At 70.4% G+C, this 19,686-nt stretch carries 20 protein-coding genes; 12 read left to right on the forward strand and 8 right to left on the reverse strand.

From position 1 onward, the window contains the following. Positions 1-15: 15 nt before the first annotated feature. From FFS51_RS04455 to FFS51_RS04470, 4 genes are read right to left on the reverse strand one after another with little or no spacing between them, the layout of a single operon-like run. Positions 16-390 (reverse strand): DUF2255 family protein, encoded by a 375-nt coding sequence (locus tag FFS51_RS04455; RefSeq protein ID WP_045247786.1) that lies wholly within the window; start codon positions 388-390, stop codon positions 16-18. 22 nt (positions 391-412) lie between these two features. Beyond that, on the reverse strand, positions 413-817 hold the full coding sequence (locus FFS51_RS04460; protein WP_045247785.1) for a (R)-mandelonitrile lyase: 405 nt from the start codon (positions 815-817) through the stop codon (positions 413-415). Continuing rightward, on the reverse strand, positions 814-2,256 hold the full coding sequence (locus FFS51_RS04465) for an MFS transporter (protein WP_137877641.1): 1,443 nt from the start codon (positions 2,254-2,256) through the stop codon (positions 814-816). Before FFS51_RS04465 ends, FFS51_RS04460 begins: the two co-directional genes overlap by 4 nt. Beyond that, positions 2,256-3,305: a zinc-binding dehydrogenase gene (locus FFS51_RS04470; protein ID WP_212742777.1), complete on the reverse strand. Its 1,050-nt coding sequence runs from the start codon at positions 3,303-3,305 to the stop codon at positions 2,256-2,258. Before FFS51_RS04470 ends, FFS51_RS04465 begins: the two co-directional genes overlap by 1 nt. Before the next feature lie 140 nt (positions 3,306-3,445). Between FFS51_RS04470 and FFS51_RS04475 the strand changes: the two genes are divergently transcribed. From FFS51_RS04475 to FFS51_RS04495, 5 genes are all read left to right on the forward strand, one after another. Then, entirely contained in the window at positions 3,446-4,339 is an 894-nt protein-coding gene (locus FFS51_RS04475; RefSeq protein WP_137877642.1) for an aldo/keto reductase, read from the forward strand. 102 nt (positions 4,340-4,441) lie between these two features. Further along, positions 4,442-5,629: an ROK family transcriptional regulator gene (locus FFS51_RS04480; RefSeq protein WP_235557439.1), complete on the forward strand. Its 1,188-nt coding sequence runs from the start codon at positions 4,442-4,444 to the stop codon at positions 5,627-5,629. Positions 5,630-5,666: 37 nt separating this feature from the next. Further along, positions 5,667-6,731 carry a sugar ABC transporter substrate-binding protein gene (locus FFS51_RS04485; protein ID WP_249352653.1) on the forward strand — a complete coding sequence of 355 codons (1,065 nt, stop codon included), beginning with the start codon at positions 5,667-5,669 and terminating at the stop codon, positions 6,729-6,731. Positions 6,732-6,748: 17 nt separating this feature from the next. After that, positions 6,749-7,609: an ATP-binding cassette domain-containing protein gene (locus FFS51_RS04490; protein ID WP_082483095.1), complete on the forward strand. Its 861-nt coding sequence runs from the start codon at positions 6,749-6,751 to the stop codon at positions 7,607-7,609. Further along, positions 7,606-8,835, forward strand: a complete 1,230-nt coding sequence (locus FFS51_RS04495) for a sugar ABC transporter permease (RefSeq protein WP_137877643.1) — start codon at positions 7,606-7,608, stop codon at positions 8,833-8,835. Before FFS51_RS04490 ends, FFS51_RS04495 begins: the two co-directional genes overlap by 4 nt. Before the next feature lie 177 nt (positions 8,836-9,012). Here the strand turns inward: FFS51_RS04495 and FFS51_RS14885 are convergent, their stop codons facing one another. Continuing rightward, positions 9,013-9,225, reverse strand: coding sequence for a hypothetical protein (locus FFS51_RS14885; RefSeq protein ID WP_235559329.1), 213 nt, complete (start codon positions 9,223-9,225; stop codon positions 9,013-9,015). Positions 9,226-9,235: 10 nt separating this feature from the next. Between FFS51_RS14885 and FFS51_RS04500 the strand changes: the two genes are divergently transcribed. From FFS51_RS04500 to FFS51_RS04515, 4 genes are all read left to right on the forward strand, one after another. After that, positions 9,236-10,180 carry a sugar ABC transporter substrate-binding protein gene (locus tag FFS51_RS04500; RefSeq protein ID WP_235559331.1) on the forward strand — a complete coding sequence of 315 codons (945 nt, stop codon included), beginning with the start codon at positions 9,236-9,238 and terminating at the stop codon, positions 10,178-10,180. A gap of 77 nt (positions 10,181-10,257) precedes the next feature. Continuing rightward, on the forward strand, positions 10,258-11,043 hold the full coding sequence (locus FFS51_RS04505) for an ATP-binding cassette domain-containing protein (protein WP_045247782.1): 786 nt from the start codon (positions 10,258-10,260) through the stop codon (positions 11,041-11,043). Then, positions 11,040-12,311, forward strand: a complete 1,272-nt coding sequence (locus FFS51_RS04510; RefSeq protein WP_045247781.1) for a sugar ABC transporter permease — start codon at positions 11,040-11,042, stop codon at positions 12,309-12,311. The genes FFS51_RS04505 and FFS51_RS04510 overlap by 4 nt, the downstream gene beginning before the upstream one ends. 135 nt (positions 12,312-12,446) lie before the next feature. Further along, complete coding sequence (locus FFS51_RS04515; RefSeq protein ID WP_171006101.1) at positions 12,447-13,772, forward strand: alpha/beta hydrolase; 1,326 nt, start codon at positions 12,447-12,449, stop codon at positions 13,770-13,772. On the opposite strand, the gene FFS51_RS04520 is transcribed toward FFS51_RS04515, so the two are convergent. Next, entirely contained in the window at positions 13,766-14,803 is a 1,038-nt protein-coding gene (locus tag FFS51_RS04520) for an NAD-dependent epimerase/dehydratase family protein (protein ID WP_137877645.1), read from the reverse strand. The genes FFS51_RS04515 and FFS51_RS04520 overlap by 7 nt on opposite strands. A gap of 101 nt (positions 14,804-14,904) precedes the next feature. On the opposite strand from FFS51_RS04520, the gene FFS51_RS04525 reads away from it, so the two are divergent. From FFS51_RS04525 to FFS51_RS04535, 3 genes are all read left to right on the forward strand, one after another. Further along, positions 14,905-15,732 carry a helix-turn-helix domain-containing protein gene (locus FFS51_RS04525; RefSeq protein ID WP_137877646.1) on the forward strand — a complete coding sequence of 276 codons (828 nt, stop codon included), beginning with the start codon at positions 14,905-14,907 and terminating at the stop codon, positions 15,730-15,732. Positions 15,733-15,794: 62 nt separating this feature from the next. After that, positions 15,795-16,451 carry a pentapeptide repeat-containing protein gene (locus tag FFS51_RS04530; RefSeq protein ID WP_056519368.1) on the forward strand — a complete coding sequence of 219 codons (657 nt, stop codon included), beginning with the start codon at positions 15,795-15,797 and terminating at the stop codon, positions 16,449-16,451. Positions 16,452-16,773: 322 nt separating this feature from the next. Then, positions 16,774-18,024: a calcium:cation antiporter family protein gene (locus FFS51_RS04535; protein ID WP_137877647.1), complete on the forward strand. Its 1,251-nt coding sequence runs from the start codon at positions 16,774-16,776 to the stop codon at positions 18,022-18,024. Between the two features lie 15 nt (positions 18,025-18,039). On the opposite strand, the gene FFS51_RS04540 is transcribed toward FFS51_RS04535, so the two are convergent. Together FFS51_RS04540 and FFS51_RS04545 are read right to left on the reverse strand one after the other, a co-directional pair. Then, positions 18,040-18,645: a dihydrofolate reductase family protein gene (locus FFS51_RS04540; protein ID WP_137877648.1), complete on the reverse strand. Its 606-nt coding sequence runs from the start codon at positions 18,643-18,645 to the stop codon at positions 18,040-18,042. A 466-nt stretch (positions 18,646-19,111) separates the two neighbouring features. Further along, positions 19,112-19,686, reverse strand: a 575-nt coding sequence (locus FFS51_RS04545) for an IS3 family transposase (protein WP_249352654.1), incomplete at its 5' end; no start/stop codon positions are given.

Below are 19,686 nucleotides of genomic sequence, written 5' to 3' on the forward strand. Positions count from 1 at the left end.
CCCCCGCCCGAACCGTCAGCGGGGGTCGACCCGCAGCGTCGTCTCGAGCACGTCGTCGCCGGTGATCGCCCCGACGTAGGCGGGACCGAACCGGTCGTACTTCGCGTGCAGCGCGGCATCCAGTGCGCCCCTCACCGTCGCATCGGCGGGGGTGAAGGTGACGTCCTGCTCGACGCCGTCCGCGGCGACACGGCCGGTGCCCGCGGCGCGGGCGCGGCGGTACCAGCCGTTCTCCGGGCCGTGCGCCGAGCGCACGTAGAGAACGCCGTCGACGACGCCGTGCCAGATCGTCACCCAGGGACGCAGGGTGCCGTCGGCGCGGGTCGAGGCGATGCGCAGCTCGGTCGCGTCGCCGATGCGGGCGAGCTCGGTGGGGTTCCAGTCGGACATCGGATGTCTCCTTCGTCGCCGTTCAAGCGGGGTATTCGTCGTCGGTGAGCTTCGCGCCCCACTCCGTCTCGGGAACGCCCTCCTCGAGGGGCGCCTCCCAGAGCGCGAGATGGCACATCGCATTCTGCGCCGAGGCGCCGTGCCAGTGCCACTCCCCCGCAGGCGTGAAGACGGTGTCGCCGGGGCGCAGCTCGATCAGCTCGCCGCCGCGCGACTGCACCCAGCCGAGCCCGTCGGTGACATGCAGCACCTGGCCGACGGCGTGACGATGCCAGGCGGTGTGGGCGCCGGGCATGAAGCGGACGAGGTTGAGGCGCGCGCGCGAGGGGGCGACGCCCGTGTAGTGGGCGTTGACGTACACGTCGCCGTCGAACCACTCAGCAGGGCCGCGGAAGGTCGGGGCCACGGGGAACTTGGTCGTGCTCATGGGGTGTCCTTTCGAGGGTGGGCGCGTCGTTCGCGCATGAGCGGAGGCAGCACGAGCGTCGCGGCGACGATCGCGCACAGGGTCAGGAGGACGGCGGCGGCGGTGAGGGCGGCCGCGACCTCTGCCGCAACGGAGGCGGCGGCATCCGTGCCGTGCGCGCCCGCCGCGACGACCACCAGCACACCGAGGCCGAGCGACATGCCGACCTGGTGGAACGTGTTGACGAGACCGGATGCCGCGCCGGCATCGGCGGCGGCGACCCCGGCGATGCCCGCCGCGGTGAGCGGCGCGAAGGCGAGACCCTGACCGGCGCCGATCACGAGCATGGGGGCGGCCACGGCCGTGAGGTAGTCGCTCTCGGGCACGACCCGGCTGAGCCACGCGATGCCGACGAGGGTCAGCACGATGCCGGCGACGAGGGTGGGACCGGCACCGATCGACCGCACGACGCGGGTGACCGCGAGCGCGACGGCGAAGTTCACGACCGTCATCGGCAGGAAGCCCAGCCCGGCCTGCAACGGCGTGAAGCGGAGCACGTCCTGCAGGAACTGGGTCGTGAAGAAGAAGAACCCGATCATCGCGCCCATGTAGAGCAGCCGAGCGAGGTACGCCCCGACCCTCACCCTACTGCGCAGCAGGCGCAGCGGCAGGATCGGCTGCGGCGCCACCGACTCGTTCACGACGAATCCGACCAGCAGAAGGATGCCGACCGCCCCCGCGACGAGTGTCGGGGTCGCCGTCCATCCCTGCTCGGCGGCGGTGATGATCGCGAAGACGAGCGAGCCGACGCCGAGGGTCGCGGTCAGCGCGCCGACGAGATCGAACCGACCCGTCGCCCGCGCGGTCTCGGGCAGGTAACGCGGGGCGAGCACGATCATGGCGATGCCGATGGGCACGTTGAGGAAGAAGCCGGCGCGCCAGCTGAGCAGTTCGGCGCAGGCGCCGCCGACGACCATGCCGAGGCTCGCGCCGATGCCGGCTGTGGCGCCGTAGAGCGCGACGGCTCGGGCGCGTTCGCGCCCCGCCGGGAAGGTCGCCGTCGGGAGGGCCAGCGACGTCGGCGCGACGATCGCGGCGCCGACCCCCTGTACCGCCCGCGCGCCGATCAGCCACCCGCCCGACGGTGCGAGCCCGATCGCGAGCGATGCCGCGGCGAAGATCACGAGCCCGGCGACGAAGACGCCGCGGCGGCCGAGCAGGTCTCCGGCCCGCGCACCGAGCAGCAGCAGACCGCCGAAGACGAGGGTGTAGGCGTCCTGCACCCACGACAGCTCTCCCGGTCCGAGGCCGAGGTCGGCCTCGAGGCTCGGCAGCGCCGTGAAGATCACGGAGTTGTCGAGCAGCACCATGAAGTAGCTGAGCAGGATGACGACGAGGATCGCGATCGGATGCCTCGCCGCCACCGTGCGCCCTCCGGCGGTCAGCGGCTGTGCGGTCATCAGAAGGAGACCATGACCTTCAGCGCCTCGCGCGCGTCCATGGCGGCGTAGCCGGCGGGAACGTCGTCGATGCCGACGGTGCGGTCGAAGACGCGGCCCGGGTCGATGACACCGTCGAGCACCTGCTGGATGGCCGGCTCGAGATAGGCGCGCACCGGCGCCGGCCCGCCCGCGAGGCGGGCGTTCTTGCCGAAGAGCGATCCGAAGCCGATCGGGGCTTCCTCGTACTGCGGCACGCCCACGCGGGAGATGATGCCGCCGGGACGCACGATGCCGTAGGCCTGCTCGTAGGCGGGCATGTGGCCGACCGCTTCGAGCACGATGTGCGAGCCCTCGCCGTTCGTGAGCTCGAGCACGCGCGCGACGCCGTCGGCGCCCCGCTCGGCCACGACATCGGTCGCGCCGAAGGCGACCCCGAGGTCGGTGCGCGAGGCGTGACGTCCCATGAGGATGATGCGCTCGGCGCCGAGCTGGCGGGCAGCGAGCACCGCCGAGAGCCCGACCGCGCCGTCGCCGATCACCGTGACGGTCTTCCCGGGCTGCACGTCGCCCATGTAGGCCGCGTGGTAGCCGGTGAGGTACACGTCCGAGAGCGTGAGGAGCGACGCGAGAAGCTCCTCGGAGGCGGTGTCGGGGGTGAGCCCGGGCACGACCACGAGGCTGCCGTCGGCCTGGGGCACGCGGGCCAGCTCGGCCTGCAACCCGCCGACCTCCGGCGAGCCGTACCAGCCGCCGTGCACGCAGGAGGTCTGGAAGCCCTCCCGGCAGAACACGCAGGTGTTGTCCTGGAACGCGAACGGCACGACGACGAAGTCGCCGGGCTTCAGCGTGCGTACCTCTGCACCGATCTCCTCGACGACGCCGATGAGTTCGTGCCCCATGGGCCGCCCGGTGTCGCTCGCGTGCAGGGAGTGGTAGGGGTGCAGGTCGGAGCCGCAGACGCACGCCCGCACCGCGCGCACGATGGCGTCGGTGGGCTGGCCGATGACCGGGTCGGCAACGGTCTCGACGCGCACATCTCCCGCGCCGTACATGAATGTGGCCTTCATGGAGTCCTTCACTGTCGTTCGAGCACCCGGATGGGGTGTGATCCCATCTCACGGCCTCGCGCGCGGACGCGGGAGGACCGCTCGTGCCGGGTAACGCCAGTACCTCCCGGGACATCCGCTCGCGGCGTACCGTCACGGGCATGAGCATCCCCACCCTGACGCTGAACAACGGCGTCACCCTGCCCGCCCTCGGCTACGGCGTCTTCCAGACCCCGCCCGATGAGACCATCGCGTCGGTCGCCGAGGCGCTGCGCGTCGGCTACCGGCACATCGACACGGCCGCCGCCTACGGCAACGAGCGCGAGGTCGGGCGCGCCATCGCGCAGAGCGACGTCGCCCGCGACGACATCGTCATCGAGACGAAGCTCTGGGTGTCGGACTACGGCTACGACGAGACGCTGCACGCGTTCGAGAAGGCCACCGCGAAGCTCGGGGTCGACAGCCTCGACATCCTGATCCTCCACCAGCCCGCGCCGACCCGGTTCGAGAAGACCATCGCCGCCTATCGGGCACTGGAGTCGCTGCTGGCCGACGACCGGGTGCGCGCGATCGGCGTGAGCAACTTCCTCCCCCACCACCTCGAGCGCCTGCGCGCCGAGACCGAGGTGGTGCCGGCCCTCAACCAGCTCGAGATCCACCCGTACTTCGCGCAGCGAGAGCTGCTCGCGGTCGACGAGGCGCAGGGCATCCTCAATCAGGCGTGGTCGCCGATCGGCGGCATCACCTTCTACCCCGGTCCCTGGGGCGACGAGCGGCGCAGCGTCATGCAGGACCCGGAGATCGCCGCGATCGCCGAGCGCGTGGGCGCGACCCCGGCGCAGGTCATGCTCGCGTGGCACCTGCAGCAGGGTCGGTCGGCGATCCCCAAGTCGGTGAACCCCGCCCGCATCGCCGAGAACTTCGCGGCGGGCGAGGTCGAGCTGGATGCCGCGGCCCTCGCCGCGATCGACGGCCTCGACCGCGGCGTGCGCAACGGCCCCGACCCCGACGCCCCGCGCGAGGAGTTCTTCAACCGGGTGATCCCCGAGGCGTGACCCGAACGGGGCGGATGCCGCGGCATCCGCCCCACCGACACGGGAGATGGCCGCACGGCGACACATAGACACGCCCGGGCTGCGACTCGCTAGAGTGTGCTCGTGGTCCGCCGGAACATTCCACCCGGCTCACAGTCGTCTCTGCGCGAGGCGAACCGGGTGCGCCTCGTCGAGTCGCTGAAGCGACACGGCAGGCTCACCCAGGTCGAATTGGCTGAGAGCACGGGTCTCTCCCCCGCCACGGTGTCGAACATCGTGAAGGAGCTCACCGCGTCCGGTGTGCTCGACACGTCGACCACGTCGCGCAGCGGACGCCGCGCGATCCTCGTCTCGCTCGCCCGCCAGACCGGCCTCGTCGCCGGCGTGCACTATAGCGCCCGGCACCTGCGCATCGCCCTCGCAGACGCGACCCGCACGATCGTCAGCGAGACCTCCCTCCCCCTCGCCCCCGACCACCGTCATGACGCCGAGCTCGACCGGCTCGCGCTGCTGCTCGGCGACATGCTCGACTCGCTCGGCATGACCACCCGCGACCTGCTCGCGGTCGGTGTGGCCCTGCCCGCTTCGCTCGACCCGCGCACCGGCATGGTGTCGACACCGGGCCTGTTGCGCGGCTGGGAGGGCATCGACATCGCCTCGAGCCTCGAGGCGCGCATCGACTGCGCCGTCATCGCCGACAGCGAGGCGAACGCGGGAGCAATCGCCGAGGCGCGCGAGGGCGCCGCGATCGGCATCGGCAGCTCCGTGTTCGTGCGGGTGGGTCACACCATCAGTGCGGGCATCGTCGTCGGCGGCGACGTGCTGCCGGGCGCGCACGGCAAGGCGGGCCAGATCGGCCATGTGACCATCGACGAGAACGGCCCGGTCTGCCGTTGCAACAACCGCGGGTGCCTCGAGACGTACGCCGCCGGACCCGCGCTCCTCTCGCTCTTCCCGCGTTCGGAGGGGATGCAGCGCCTCGGCGACCTCATCCAGTCGGCCGAGGGCGGCGACGGCCGCTCGCACCGGGTGATCGCCGACGCGGGGCGCCACATCGGCGTCGCGCTCGCGAGCCTGTGCAACCTCGTCGACCCCGAGGTGGTCGTCATCGGCGGCGAGCTCGCCCAGGCCGGAGAGATACTGCTCGCCCCCATGCGCCACTCCCTCGAGCGCAGCGCCCTGCAGTCGACCTCGGGGGTGCCGACCCTCGTCGGCGCGTCCCTCGGCGAGTGGGCCGAGACCCGAGGTGCCATCATCAGCGCACTGAGCGTGGGCGGAGCCGCGACATCCGCCATCTCTTTGCCCGCCTGACGCGCGAGAGCGCCGCGGATGGGTTTGAATAAGAGGCGTGAACCTGGCGAGGACGCTGGCACGTGCAGCGCTGGGGGTCGCCGTCACCGTCGCGCTCGCGGCGTCACTGGTCGGATGCGCCCCCGCGGGTGATCAGCGCGCCAAGATCGCGCTGCTGCTGCCCGACGCCAAGACCGCCCGCTACGAGTCGTTCGACCGGCCGTTGTTCGAGAAGGCGGTCGCGGCCCTCGGTCCGTACGACGTGATCTATTCGAACGCCGATCAGGATGCCGCCGAGCAGCAGTCTCAGGCCGAGTCGGCGCTGGCTGCCGGCGCCAAGGTCCTGGTGCTCGATCCGGTGGACTCGAATGCGGCCGCGAGCGTCGTCGCCGCCGCGCGCGCCGCGGGAGTGCCGGTCATCGCCTATGACCGGTTCATCACCGGCGGTGGGGTGTCCTACTTCGTCGGCTTCGACGGCCAGAAGGTCGGCGAGCTGCAGGCGACCGCGCTCGTCCAAGGGCTCACCGACCGCGGCACACTGTCGCAGGGCGGCATCCTCGTCGTGAACGGCTCGCCCACCGACAGCAACGCCGCACAGTTCGCGGCGGGCGCGGCATCCGTCTTCTCGACCAGCGGCGTGCAGATCCTCGCGTCGTACTCGACGCCCGACTGGAGCCCCGACAAGGCCCAGGAGTGGGTCGCCGGGCAGATCACCCAGTACGGCGATCGCATCGTCGGCGTCTACGCCGCGAACGACGGCGTCGCGAGCGGCGCGATCGCCGCACTGAAGGCGGCGAACGTGTCGCCCATGCCGGTGGTGACCGGGCAGGATGCCGAGCTGTCGGCGATCCAGCGCATCGTGTCGGGCGACCAGTACATGACCGTCTACAAGGCCATCGGACGCGAGGCAGACCGCGCCGCGCAGGTCGCCGTCGAGCTCATCCGCGGCACGCCGCCCGCCTCGCCGACCCTCATCGACGGGGTGCCGAGCACGCAGTACCAGCCCGTCGCCGTCACCGTGCACGACATCATGGCGACCGTGGTTGCGGACGGCTTCTGGACCGTGAAGGATATCTGCTCGCCCGCCTACGCCGCCGCCTGCGCCGCGGCGGGCATACGGTGAGACGCACGATGGCAGCGATGGTGAATCAGACGAAGACGGCACGCCCCCACAAGGGCGTGCTCACCATGCGCGGGATCGGCAAGCACTTCGGCGCGATCAAGGCGCTGAGCGGAGTCGACTTCAGTGTGAGCGAGGGCGAGGTCGTCGCTCTCGTCGGGGACAACGGGGCCGGCAAGTCGACCCTCGTGAAGATCCTCGCGGGGGTGTACCGCGCCGACGCCGGCACCGTCGAGCTCGACGGCACGCCGATCGAGGTGTCGAGCCCCTCGCACGCCCAGCAGCTCGGCATCGCCACCGTCTTCCAGGATCTCGCCCTGTGCGAGAACCTCGACATCGTCGCCAACATCTGGCTCGGCCGAGAGCTCGTGCACGACCGTCTGCTCGACGAGATCGAGATGGAGGAGCGCACGATGCTGCTCCTGCGGGAGCTCTCGGCGAAGATCCCGTCGGTGCGCACACCGGTCGCGGCCCTCTCGGGCGGGCAGCGCCAGACCGTCGCGATCGCCCGGTCCCTCATCGGGGAGCCGCGCGTGATCATCCTCGACGAGCCGACCGCCGCGCTCGGCGTCGCTCAGTCCGCCGAGGTGCTGAACCTCATCGAGCGGCTGCGCGAACGCGGACACGGTGTCGTGCTCATCAGCCACAACATGACGGAGGTGCTCGCCGTCGCCGACCGGGTCGTGGTGCTGAGGCTCGGACGCAACAACGGCGAATACGACGCGGCCGACCTCACGAGCGAGACCCTGATCGCCGCGATCACGGGCGCGTCGACGTCGGGGGTGCCGCAGCGATCCCGCGAACCGCGAACCGTCCCCGTCGACACGAACGTCATCTCCCTGCGCACGAAGAGCCATCCCTTGCCGGGCGGCCGTTCGTGACGCGCCCGGGCACCGGCGAGCTGCTCGATCCCGACGAGGAGCGCGGCGCCCGGAGGCTCGTCGCGGTGGCGATCGCGCGGGTGCGCGGGGGCGATCTGGGCGCGGCGCCGGTGATCATCGGGCTGGTGATCATCTGGACGGTGTTCCAGTCGTTGAACCCGGTGTTCCTCTCGAGCACCAACCTCGTGAACCTCACGATGCAGTGCGCCTCGATCGGCATGATCACCCTCGGTGTGGTCGTCGTGCTGCTGATCGGGCAGATCGATCTGTCGGTCGGCTCGGTCTCGGGGCTGTCGTCGGCGCTGCTCGCGGTCGCTCTCGTGCAGTGGGACTGGCCGTGGCCGCTCGCGCTGCTCATCGCCGCCCTGTCGGGCGTGGTCGTAGGGCTCGTGTACGGCGTGCTGCTCACCCGGTTCGGCGTGCCGAGCTTCATCATCACGCTCGCCGGGCTCCTGGCCTTCCTCGGCCTGCAGCTGCGCGTGCTCGGCGACACCGGATCGATCAACCTGCCGTTCGATTCGGCGCTGGTCACGTTCGCACAGCAGATGTTCCTCCCCTGGTGGGCGGGGTACGTGATCTCCGTTCTGGCCGCGGGCGCCTACGCGCTCTCCCTCGTGCGACGCGCGCGTCGCCGCGAGGCCGCTGATCTCGGCTCGGACAGCATCACTCGCATCGTCGTGCGCTCGGGCGCACTGCTGGTGATCCTGCTCGTCGCCTCGTGGTACCTCAACCTCTCGCGCGGCATCGGGGTCATGTTCCTGCTGTTCGTGGTCGCGGTGGTTCTCATGAACGTCGCGCTCACGCGCACCCGCTGGGGGCGTGCGGTGTACGCGATCGGCGGGTCCGCGGAGGCCGCACGCCGTGCCGGAATCCACGTCAGCCGCATGTACATGTCGGCGTTCGTGGTGTGCTCGACGCTCGCGGCGATCGGCGGCATCCTCGCGGCATCCCGTCTCGCGGCGGCCAATCAGAGCTCGGGTGGCGGTGACACGAACCTCAACGCCATCGCCGCGGCGGTCATCGGCGGGACGAGCCTGTTCGGCGGCCGAGGCTCGGCGTTCTCGGCGCTGCTGGGCATCGTGGTGGTGCAGTCGCTCTCGTCGGGGCTCACCCTGCTCAACCTCGATTCCTCGGTGCGGTACATGATCACGGGTGCCGTGCTCGTGCTCGCAGTGATCGTGGATGCCGCGGCCCGCCGTTCGCGCGCGGCCGCCGGTCGCGCCTGACATCGTCAGGCACCATCCGTTCACGCCTCGAACTCGGCGTTGCATGCCGGAAACATTCGACCGTCGGATCGTCAGCGGAATCATCGAATCGGTTCGCACAACGCGCAGAATCGGGCCGGAATCGCCCTGAAGCCACCGGTTGACCGCATTTCCCCCGCCGTTGCCGAAGCGTTATCTTCACGGATTGACTTCAAGGCTTGAAGTCATAAAGATCGAGAAGCGATCAGCACCCGAACGCTGGTTCTGCTGTTTCAACGACGAAAGGCACATGATGAAGAAGTCTTCGATCCTGCTCGCGGCGGCAGTCGTGGGCGCCGGAGCGATGCTCCTCGCCGGCTGTTCCGGCACGAGCAGCAGCTCGAGCAGCGGCTCGGCTGCGGCAAGCGGCAAGCGCGCTTGTGTGATCCTCCCCGACTCGGCGTCGTCGCCGCGCTGGGAGAACTTCGACCGCAAGTACCTCACCGACGGTCTGCAGGCGGCCGGCTTCACCGCCGACGTGCAGAACGCCCAGGGTGACACCAGCAAGTACGCCACCATCGCCGACCAGCAGCTCACCCAGGGCTGCGGCGTGATGATCCTCACCGACTACCAGGGCGCAGCCGTGGGCGTCGCCAAGAAGGCCAAGGCCCAGGGCATCCCGGTCATCGCCTACGACCGCTCGTTCACCGGCTCCGACTACTACGTGTCCTTCGACAACGTGCAGGTCGGCAAGCTCGAGGGTCAGATGATCGTCGACGGCCTCAAGAAGCTGGGCAAGGACCCGGCCTCCTCGACGGTCGTCTACATGGGCGGCGACCCGACCGACAACAACGCGGCCATGTTCCGCACGGGTGCGAACGACGCCATGTCGGCTGCCGGCATCAAGCCCGCCGCTGAGCCCGCCGGTGTCTGGGACCAGTCCAAGTCGGCCACCAACTTCCAGCAGGCGCTGACCTCGCTCGGTGGCAAGGTCGACGCGGTGTGGGTCGCCAACGACACCAACGCCGCCGGTGTGATCTCGGTGCTCAAGAACTCGTTCCAGGCCGGTCAGATCCCGGTCTCGGGCCAGGACGCGAGCGTCGTGGGTCTGCAGAACATCCTCCTCGGATGGCAGTCGGGCACGGTCTACAAGCCCGTCAAGGATGAGGCCGACGCCGCCGTCAAGGTCGCCGTCGCCCTCCTGAACGGCCAGACCGTCACCGCCGACCAGAAGCTCGCCGATGGCACGCCTTACATCTCGGTCACGCCGAAGTCGGTCGACGCCACAACGGTCGAGACCGTCGTGAGCGCCGGTGACGCCTCCGCGTCGGACATCTGCAACACGGCCGAGCTCCAGGCCGCCTGCACGAAGTACGGCGTCAAGTAATCACGCCTGCGGGAGGCGTCGCGTCACCTGACGCGGCGCCTTCCGCGCGCTGTCCGACACTCTCGAAAGAAGGCACCATGCCAGATCCGATCATCGAACTCGTGGGCGTGAAGAAGTCGTTCGGCCCCGTCAACGTCCTCAAGGGTGTCAACCTCAAGGTGCACCCGGGCAAGGTGACCGCCCTCGTCGGCGACAACGGCGCCGGCAAGTCCACGCTCATCAAGGGCCTCGCGGGCGTGCAGCCCTACGACGACGGCGACGTGCGCATCGACGGCCAGCACCGCGACCTGCACAGCCCGCGCGAGGCCGCCGCCCTCGGCATCGAGGTCGTCTACCAGGACCTCGCGCTCGCCGACAACCTCGACATCGTGCAGAACATGTTCCTCGGCCGCGAGGAGACCAGCGCCGGCACGTTCGACGAGGGTCGCATGGAGAAGGAGGCCTCAGATACGCTGCGCTCCCTGTCCGTGCGCACGGTCAAGTCGGTGCGCCAGAAGGTGTCGAGCCTCTCGGGCGGTCAGCGCCAAACGGTCGCGATCGCCCGCGCCGTCCTCAAGAAGGCCCGCGTGGTCATCCTCGACGAGCCGACCGCGGCGCTCGGTGTCGCGCAGACCGAGCAGGTGCTGAACCTCGTCAAGCGCCTCTCCGAGCAGGGCGTCGCCGTCGTGCTCATCTCCCACAACCTCGCCGACGTGTTCGAGGTCGCCGACGACATCGCCGTGCTCTACCTCGGCCAGCTCGTCGCGCAGCTCGAGACGTCGCAGACCACCCGCGACGAAGTCGTCGCCTACATCACCGGTTCCAAGAGCGACGTTCCGCTCGTGGGGACCTCGACCATCTCTGTGGAAGGCGGCAACGCATGAGCAGCACGACGCGGACGAACGCCGCACCCGACCCGGTCGCCGGCGACCTCATCGGCAGCGGGGTCGAAGGCGGCCTCGGCGACCAGGTCGCTGCCTGGTGGCAGCGGGTGCGCGGTGGCGAGATGGGCGCACTCCCGGCGCTCGGCGGGCTCATCGTGCTCGCCATCCTGTTCTCGTTCCTGAGCCCCTACTTCTTCACGACCGGCAACCTCGCCAACCTCCTCAACCAGGCGGCGAGCCTCGTCATGCTCGGCATGGCCCTCGTGTTCGTGCTGCTGCTGGGTGAGATCGACCTGTCGGCCGGTGTGACCGGTGGCGTCTCGATGGCCCTGTTCGTCGTGCTGAACGACCGGGTGGGCGTGCCGTGGATCCCGGCGCTGCTCATCGGCTTCGCCGCGGGCATCGCGACCGGTGCCCTGATCGGATTCTTCGTCGCGAGGGTCGGCATCCCGTCGTTCGTCGTGACCCTGGGTCTGTTCCTCGGCTACCAGGGCCTCGCCCTCATCATCATCGGGTCGGGCGGCCTGTACCAGATGAACGTGCAGTTCCTCAGCGACATCCAGAACAGCAACATGCCGATCTGGGCCGGCTGGGCGCTGCTGGTCGTGGTGCTGGTCATCACGGCGGTCACGGCGTTCTGGGATCGTGCACGTCGCACCCGCGCCGGCGTGCCGAACCGCGCGATCTCGCTCGTGTGGATCAAGCTCGCCGTCATCCTCGTGCTCGGTGGCGTCGCGGTGTACTTCCTCAGCCTCGACCGCTCGCAGTCGGTGCGTGCGGTGACGGGCGTGCCCGTGATCGTTCCGGTCGTGCTCGCGATCCTGTGGATCGGCACGTTCGTGCTCGACCGCACGAAGTTCGGCCGCTACATCTACGCGATCGGCGGCAACGCCGAGGCCGCCCGCCGCTCGGGCATCAAGGTGCGCTGGGTGAAGTGGTCGGCGTTCGTGGTCTGCTCGGGTCTCGCCGTGCTGTCGCAGCTGTTCGACGTCGCGCGCATCGGCTCGGTCGACGCGACCGCGGGCCGCGACATCGTGCTGAGCGGTGTGGCCGCGGCGGTCGTCGGCGGTGTCAGCCTCTTCGGCGGACGCGGTCGCCTGATCCACGCCGCGCTGGGCGCCCTGGTGATCGCGATGATCACCAACGGCCTCGGCCTGCTGGGCCTGCCGGCGGGCATCAACCTGCTCGTCACGGGTGGCGTGCTGATCCTGGCCGCCACCGTCGACGCCGTCTCGCGTCTGCGGTCGGGCGGCACCTCGCGCTCCTGACACACAGAGCGGATGCTGCGGCGCCCGGTCCTCTCACGAGGGTCGGGCGCCGCGGTCGTCTGCGGGTCAGTGTGTCGGGTGAGTTCCCAGCGGGATCACGTCGGGCTGATAGCCGCGCCGACGTACGCTCGCGTCGTGCCCGCGCATCTCACGCTCCCGTCGTGGTTGGCGAGCATGTCGTTGGTGGACTCGGCGGTCTCGGGGACGGTCCTGATGCTTTCCGTCCTGCTCGGTGTGGTGGCTCTCGCTCGCCGCCGCTCGCGTCGCGCCGCACTGGTCGCCGCGGGTACCATCGCCGGCTCAGTCCTCGCCGCCGCGCTCGCCCTGACAGCCCTCCTCGACCTTGGGCCGGGGGTCGGTGTCGCCGTCCCCTTCGCCGGGAGAGCCTGGGTCGTCGTCGCGGTCGCGGGTCTCGCGGTCGGCGTGGCCGCGATCGCGGGCGCACGATGGTGGCACAGACTCGCAGGCGCCGCGGCGGCGGTCTCCGCGATCACGGCCGCAGCCCTCGGCGTGAACGCGGTCTTCGGCGTCTACCCCACCGTCGCCGATCTGTGGGGGCGTCCGGCACCACCCGCACTGGCGGATGTCGCCTCCGGAGAGCACGGTTCGGTCGAGGCCGTGGGCACCGACTACGTGTCGACCGCCGCGGGAGGGGCCCCGGTGCCCGCGGCCGGCGCGGTCGTGTCGGCCACGATCCCGGCGACGGTCTCCCACTTCGCCGCGCGGCCCGCGACGATCTACCTGCCACCCGCGGCCCTGACGGCGCACCCGCCGGTGCTCCCGGTGGTGCTCGCCTTCTCCGGCCAGCCCGGGAGCCCGTCGGATCTCTTCACCTTCGGCGGCCTCGCCACTGTGCTGGACACCTTCGCCGCCGCGCACCACGGGTTCGCGCCGATCGTCATCTCTCCGGACCAGCTGGGTGCCCCGTCGTCGAATCCGATGTGCGTGGACTCGACGCTCGGGAATGTCGACACGTATGTCGCGACCGACGTGGTGGCATGGGCGAAGTCGCACTTCCGCGTCAGCAGCAGCCCGCTCGCCTGGGGAGTGCTCGGCTTCTCCGAAGGCGCCACCTGTTCCACCCAGTTCGCCGTCACGCATCCAGATGTCTTCGCCTCGGCGCTCGCGATCTCGAGCGAGCTCGTGCCGACGATCGGAGCCGATACGGTCAAGATCGCATTCCGGGGCTCAGCGACCGAGTACGCCCGGCATCATCCGCTTGCGCTCATGCACGCGCACGGTCCGTTCCGGGATTCTCGCGTCACGTTCGTCGCGGGCGAGCAGGATCCGCTCTTCGTGACGGCGGCGCGAAAACTGGCCGAGGGGGCGCGCGCCGCCGCGATCGCGACCGACGTGCTCATCTCACCCGGCACCGGCCACGATTGGAACACGGTGCGCTGGGGCCTGCGCCACGGCCTCGCCGGCTTCTTCGGGCACCTGGGGCTCATCCCCGCTCACTGAGGTGCGACGAGTCCCGCCGCGATCATACTGCGGGCCGCGTCGACGACAGTCTCCCGCGCCGGGCGTGCGCTCCAGCCGAGCACTCGGCCGGCGGCGGATGCGTCGATGCGCTTGACGTGACCGAGGTCGGCGGCGACGCCGCGCAGCTCCGGCTTGCGTCGCGCGGCGAGCCGCACGAGCCAGTTCGGCGTCGTGCGCGTCGGCACGCGTGCGGCATCCGTTCCGAGCTCCTCGCGCAGCACGCGCGCGACCTGCGGCAACGTGAGGCCCTCGCCGCTCGCGAGGAGGAAGCGGTGGCCCGCGGCATCCGGGGTCGTCATGGCCCGCAGGTGCGCGTCGGCGACGTCGCGCACGTCGACGATCGGCAGCCACAGGTTGATGGCCGACGGCATCCCTCCGGAGAGCAGACGCCGCACCATCGCGTTTCCGCCCGAGAGCGAATCGGATGCCACGGGCCCGAGCACCGCGACAGGGTTGATGACGGCGAGCTCGAGGCCGGTCTCGCCGACGATCTCCCACGCGGCGCGTTCGGCGAGCACCTTGCTGCGCCCGTAGGCGTCCATGCCGGGGCCGTCGAGCGGCGACCAGTCCGCCTCGGTGAACAGGTGGTCGGTACGCCCGCGGCCGAAGCCGATCGCGTGGAAGGCCGAGGTCAGCACCACACGGGAGACCCCGGCACGGAGCGCCGCGCGCAGCACGCGGGTGGTGCCGTCGACGGCGGCGGCGATCATGGCGTCGTCATCGAGCGGCGCACCGTGAGGGACGGGCGACGCGACGTGCAGCACGAAGGCCGCCCCGGCGAGCGCGGCGTCCCAGCCGTCGTCGGCGGTGAGGTCGGCGGCGACCACCTCGAGGCCGTCGGTGGATGCCGCGCCCAGCCGCGCGAGCTGCACACGCAGGGCGGAGTCCCGGTCGAGGGAGCGGGAGGTGGTGCGCACGCGGTAGCCGGCGGCGAGAAGCTGCGCGATGCACTGCGACGCGATGAACCCGGCACCGCCGGTGACGACGACGAGAGGAGAGGGGGCGGTCATGGCTCCATCGTGCGCGCGCACGGCGGCCATCACCAGTGCCCTGACGATCCTGGGGATGACGGGACCAGGATCGGCCGCGGCATCCGTCGTACTCTCGCAGCATGGGCGATGACGAGAACCGACTCGGCGCATTCCTGCGCGCCCGGCGCGAGCTCATCACCCCCGATGAAGCGGGCATCCCGGTGGTCGGGGTGCGGCGAGTCGCAGGGCTGCGACGCGAGGAGGTCGCGATGCTCGCGGGCATCAGCGCCGACTACTACCTGCGGCTCGAGCAGGGCCGCGACCGGCATCCGTCGCCGCAGGTGCTCGACGCGCTCGCACGCGTGCTGCGGCTGGATGCCGACGCTGCCCGCCACCTGAACGAGATCGGGATGCCGCGGCCCCACGCGGTGCGCACCCGTCGACGCGCGGAGGTGGTGCCCGCTCACACGCTGCGTTTCGTCGCCCAGGTGCCGTTCCCCGCGTTCGTCGAGGGGCGCTGCCTCGACGTGCTGGCCGCGAATCCGCTCGCCGCCGCACTCTCGCCACGTCTCACGGTGGGCGGCAACCGGCTGCGGGACTTCTTCCTCGACGACGCCGAGCGCGACCTGTTCCCGCACTGGGACGAGGCCGCGGCGGGCCTCGTTGCGGGGTTCCGGCAGTCGATCGGCGCCGACACCGACGACCCGCGCGTGATCGCACTCGTCGGGGAGCTGTCGCTTGCGAGTCCTGTCTTCGGGCGGCTCTGGGCGCGCCACGACGTGCGGATGCGCCAAGGGGCGACGGTGACGTTCGCGCACCCGAGCGTGGGCGCACTCACGGTCGACCGCGAGAAGCTTGCGATCCCCGGCACGGACGGCATGATGCTGGTGATCTACCACGCCGAGCCCGGCACGGCGGATGCCGACAAGCTCGCCCTCCTCGCGGCGAGCGCCGCCCCGGCGCGGTGAACGCCGGGCGGTTGCGGCGAGCGGGTGCGATGCCCGCAGGGGGCGCGTCTAGGCTGACCCCCATGGCCCGGCGCGACACCCCCGCTCCCCCACGCGACAGCGCGCCGGACGTTCCCGACGACCTCGACGAGGCCGGCGGACTCTCCCCACGCGATGACCTCCTCGCGGCCCGGATCACCGGGCTCGCCGACGATGTGCTCGCCGCGCACGCCCGACTCGTCGAGTCGCGGGTGGAGGCGGCATCCGTGGCGCTCTTCGACGCGACCGGCACGACGTTCACCGATGTCGTCGTCGACGACCTGCGCGCCGTCGAGCTGCGGCTGCGCGACGCCCGGTGGCGCAACGTCGCCCTCACGGGCGGACGCATCGGCACCCTCGACGGCCTACGCGCCGCCTGGGACGGCGTGACGCTGCGCGGCATCCGCGTGGGCTACCTCTCGCTGCCGTCCGCCGAACTCGCCGACGTGCGATTCGTCGACTGCGAGATCGGCACGCTCGACCTCCCCGACGCGACCCTCACCCGCGTGACCTTCGACTCCTGCCGCGTCGACGAGGTCGACACGCGCGGCCTGACGGGCACCGACCTCGACCTGCGCGGACTCGATGCGCTCGCGTTCACCGACCCGCGGGCCCTGCGCGGGTCGACCCTCTCGACCCGTCAGGTCGAGCAGCACGCCGCCGCCTTCGCCGCGGCGCACGGCGTGCACATCGCCGACTGACGCGACGCACGGCGTCACGCCGACGGACACGCGAGCGGATGCCGCGGCATCCGCTCGTCGCTTCGGGCGGCCGAAACGTGTTCGGAAACCCGAAAGCGTGAGACTTCCGCTCTCAGCTTGCTCGCGCGGGGCGGCGCCCGTCAGGGTGGAGGGAGCGAAGGGGAGTAGTTCCTCGCGGCTGCGTCGACATACTGATCGGTTCACGGTGATCCGATCCGGCGGGCCACTCCGTCCGCGGAGCGAACGAGACCTTCGGCCATGTCCCTGGCCGGAGTGTCTGCGTCACCGCGTCCTCTCGGCCTGCCCGATCGAGGAGTCTTCGATGCCCCCCGCCCTCATCCGAAAGATCGCCCTGTGCCTGGCGATCGCCGCCCCGGCGATCGTGTTCCGCGCGACCGGATTCGCGCCCAGCCCGCTGCTCGACATGGTGGTCTTCGGCGCCGCGGTCGTCGCGTCGTCGTTCCTGCTGGCGTGGGCCGCGGAGTCCGCGCAGAAGGACATCTCCGGCGGGCTCGCGATCGCGATCCTCGCCCTGATCGCCGTGCTGCCCGAGTATGCCGTCGATCTCTATTACGCCTACCGCTCGGGCTTCGACCCGGCGTACGAGCAGTACGCCGCGGCGAACATGACGGGCTCCAACCGCTTGCTGCTCGGGTTCGGCTGGCCTCTTGTCGTGATCGTCGCGATCGCGGTCGCGAACCGTTCACTCCCCCGGCGCGACCCGGCCCGACGCGCGTTCCTTCCGCTTCCGCGTGCGGCGCGTTTCGATGTCGGCTTCCTCGCCATCCTCGCGGTGATCGCGTTCGCCATCCCGGTGCTGGGTGCCATCCCCATCTGGTTCGGCGTCGTGCTCATCGCGGTGTTCGCCGTCTACCTGTGGCGATCGGGACGCATCCACTCGGAGGGCGAGGAGGAGTTCGTGGGCACCGCAGCGCTGATCGCGGACCTCCCGACCGGCCGGCGTCGAGCCGTCGTGATCTCACTGTTCGTGGTCGCCGCGGCGATCATCCTGGCGTGCGCGGAGCCGTTCGCGACGAGCCTCGTCGACACGGGTGTCTCGCTAGGATTCGACAGCTACTTCCTCGTGCAGTGGCTGGCGCCGCTGGCGTCGGAGGCACCCGAGTTCATCGTCGCCGTGATGTTCGCGCTGCGCGGCATGGGTGCCGCCGCCATCGCGACGCTCATCGCCTCGAAGATCAACCAGTGGAGCCTGCTGGTCGGGTCCCTCCCGATCGCGCACTACCTCGGTGGCGGCGGCAGTGAGCTCGGCCTCGACGCTCGCCAGGTCGAGGAGTTCGTGCTCACCGGGACGCAGACGGTGATGGGGGTGGCGATCATCATCGGCCTGCGGTTCCACCGCTGGTCGGCGATCGCGTTGGCGGCGATCTTCGCGGTGCAGTTCTTCGTCACCGACACGACCGGGCGCTACGTGCTCAGCGCCGTGCAGGTGCTCATCGCGGTCGGACTCCTCATCGCGCACCGTCGCGACATCGGCGCGACGCTGGCCGCCCCGTTCCGACGGTCGACGCACTTCGCCGCCGACGAGCGCGACGGGCTGGTGGCCACACGCTGACGTCGTGTCGGGCGCTCAGCCGACGCGGCGGTAGCGGATGTGGGTCGCGAGCGGCGAGTGCAGCACCTCGACGGGTTCGAACCCGAAGGTCTCGCGACCCTCGAAGATGCGCTCCCCTGACCCCAGCAACACGGGTGCGATGTCGAGGGTGAGCTCGTCGATGACATCCGCCTCGAGAGCCTGACGAACAGTGGATGCCCCGCCGGCGATGTCGACGCCGAGGTCACCCGCCGTCTCGACCGCCCGGGCATAGGCGGCATCGAACCCGTCGGTGACGAAGTGGAAGACGGTGCCGCCCTCCATCACGATCGACTCGTGCGGGTGGTGGGTGAGCACGAAGACGGGTGCGTGGTAGGGCGGTTCGGGGCCCCACCATCCGCTCCATTCGTCGACCCACGCACCGCGCGACGGGGCGTACATGTTGCGACCCATCACGTAGGCACCCCTCGGGCGCATGAGCCAGCCCGCGGCGACCGCGTCGGCCTCGTTCGCCCGGGGGTCGCCGATGTGCCACCGGTGCAGCTCGATGCCCCGCTCCCCCAATCCCGCATCGATCGACTGGTTCGGACCGGCGATGAACCCGTCAAGCGAGATCGAGACGTGACACGTGGTGTCGGACATCGGCGGGGTCCTCTCGGGGGGGCGGAGCGTGCTGCCGACACGCTACCCCGCCGGCGGCATCGGTGGATGCACGTCATGGTCTGGGTGACGTGAGGCCTGGTGGTGATCGGGCTGGCATCGCTCACGATTCCCATGGTGCCGGCCGCGATCGACACGGCGACGCGCATGGTGGGTGCAGTGGCGGTGCCCGGGCAATCTCCGCACGCCGTCACACCGTCCGACGCGCAGTCGAACCCGCGGCGGTCGGCACCGACGCCGGCCGCTTCCACTCCCGGGAGCGGCGGCACGTCGTATCACATCGATCCGGGTGACGTTCTGGTGTTGGACCCTCGGTCGTCGACGTCCCCTTGAGCGTTCGGCGAGGTCCCGCCCGTGAACGACGAAACCCCCGGCGAACCGGGGGGCGTGAGGAACGAACTGGTGACAACTGTGACCTGCCCCACGAGTTTGGTGCCAGTCGGGGTCGCTAACTGGCGGCGGGGATGTCGTTGATTTCGAGTGTCTCGTATTCGATCGGGGTGCGGTAGCCGAGGGCGGAGTGTCGGCGCTGACGGTTGTGGAAGATCTCGATGTACTCGAAGATCGCGTTGGCGAGCTCGACTCTCGTCTTCCACTTCTTCCGGTTCAGCAGTTCGATCTGCATGGATGACCAGAAGCTTTCCATCATCGCGTTGTCCAGCCCGTCGCCGACCGATCCGAACGAGGGCAGGAGTCCTGCGGAGCGGATCCTCTCCCCGAAGAGCCAGGAGGTGAATTGCGTTCCGTGATCCGCATCCACGATCCCGCCCGGTGCTGGACGACGATTCCGGATAGCCATGTCGAGCGCGTTGATGACCAGCGCGGTGTCCTGCTTGGAGTCGATGGACCAGCCGATGATGCGGCGGCTGTAGGCGTCCATGACAGCGGCGCAGTAGACCCAGCCTTCCCGCGCTTGGATTCCAGCGATCGTCGCAACGGTCTGAGTTATTTGCTGTCCAGTAAAGCAGCGAAGCGCTCGGCCGGGGTGTCCCATTCGAGAGCTTTCCGGGGGCGACTGTTGAG

Source organism: Microbacterium sp. 4NA327F11 (assembly GCF_005503465.1).
GTDB classification, from domain to species: domain Bacteria; phylum Actinomycetota; class Actinomycetes; order Actinomycetales; family Microbacteriaceae; genus Microbacterium; species Microbacterium ginsengisoli.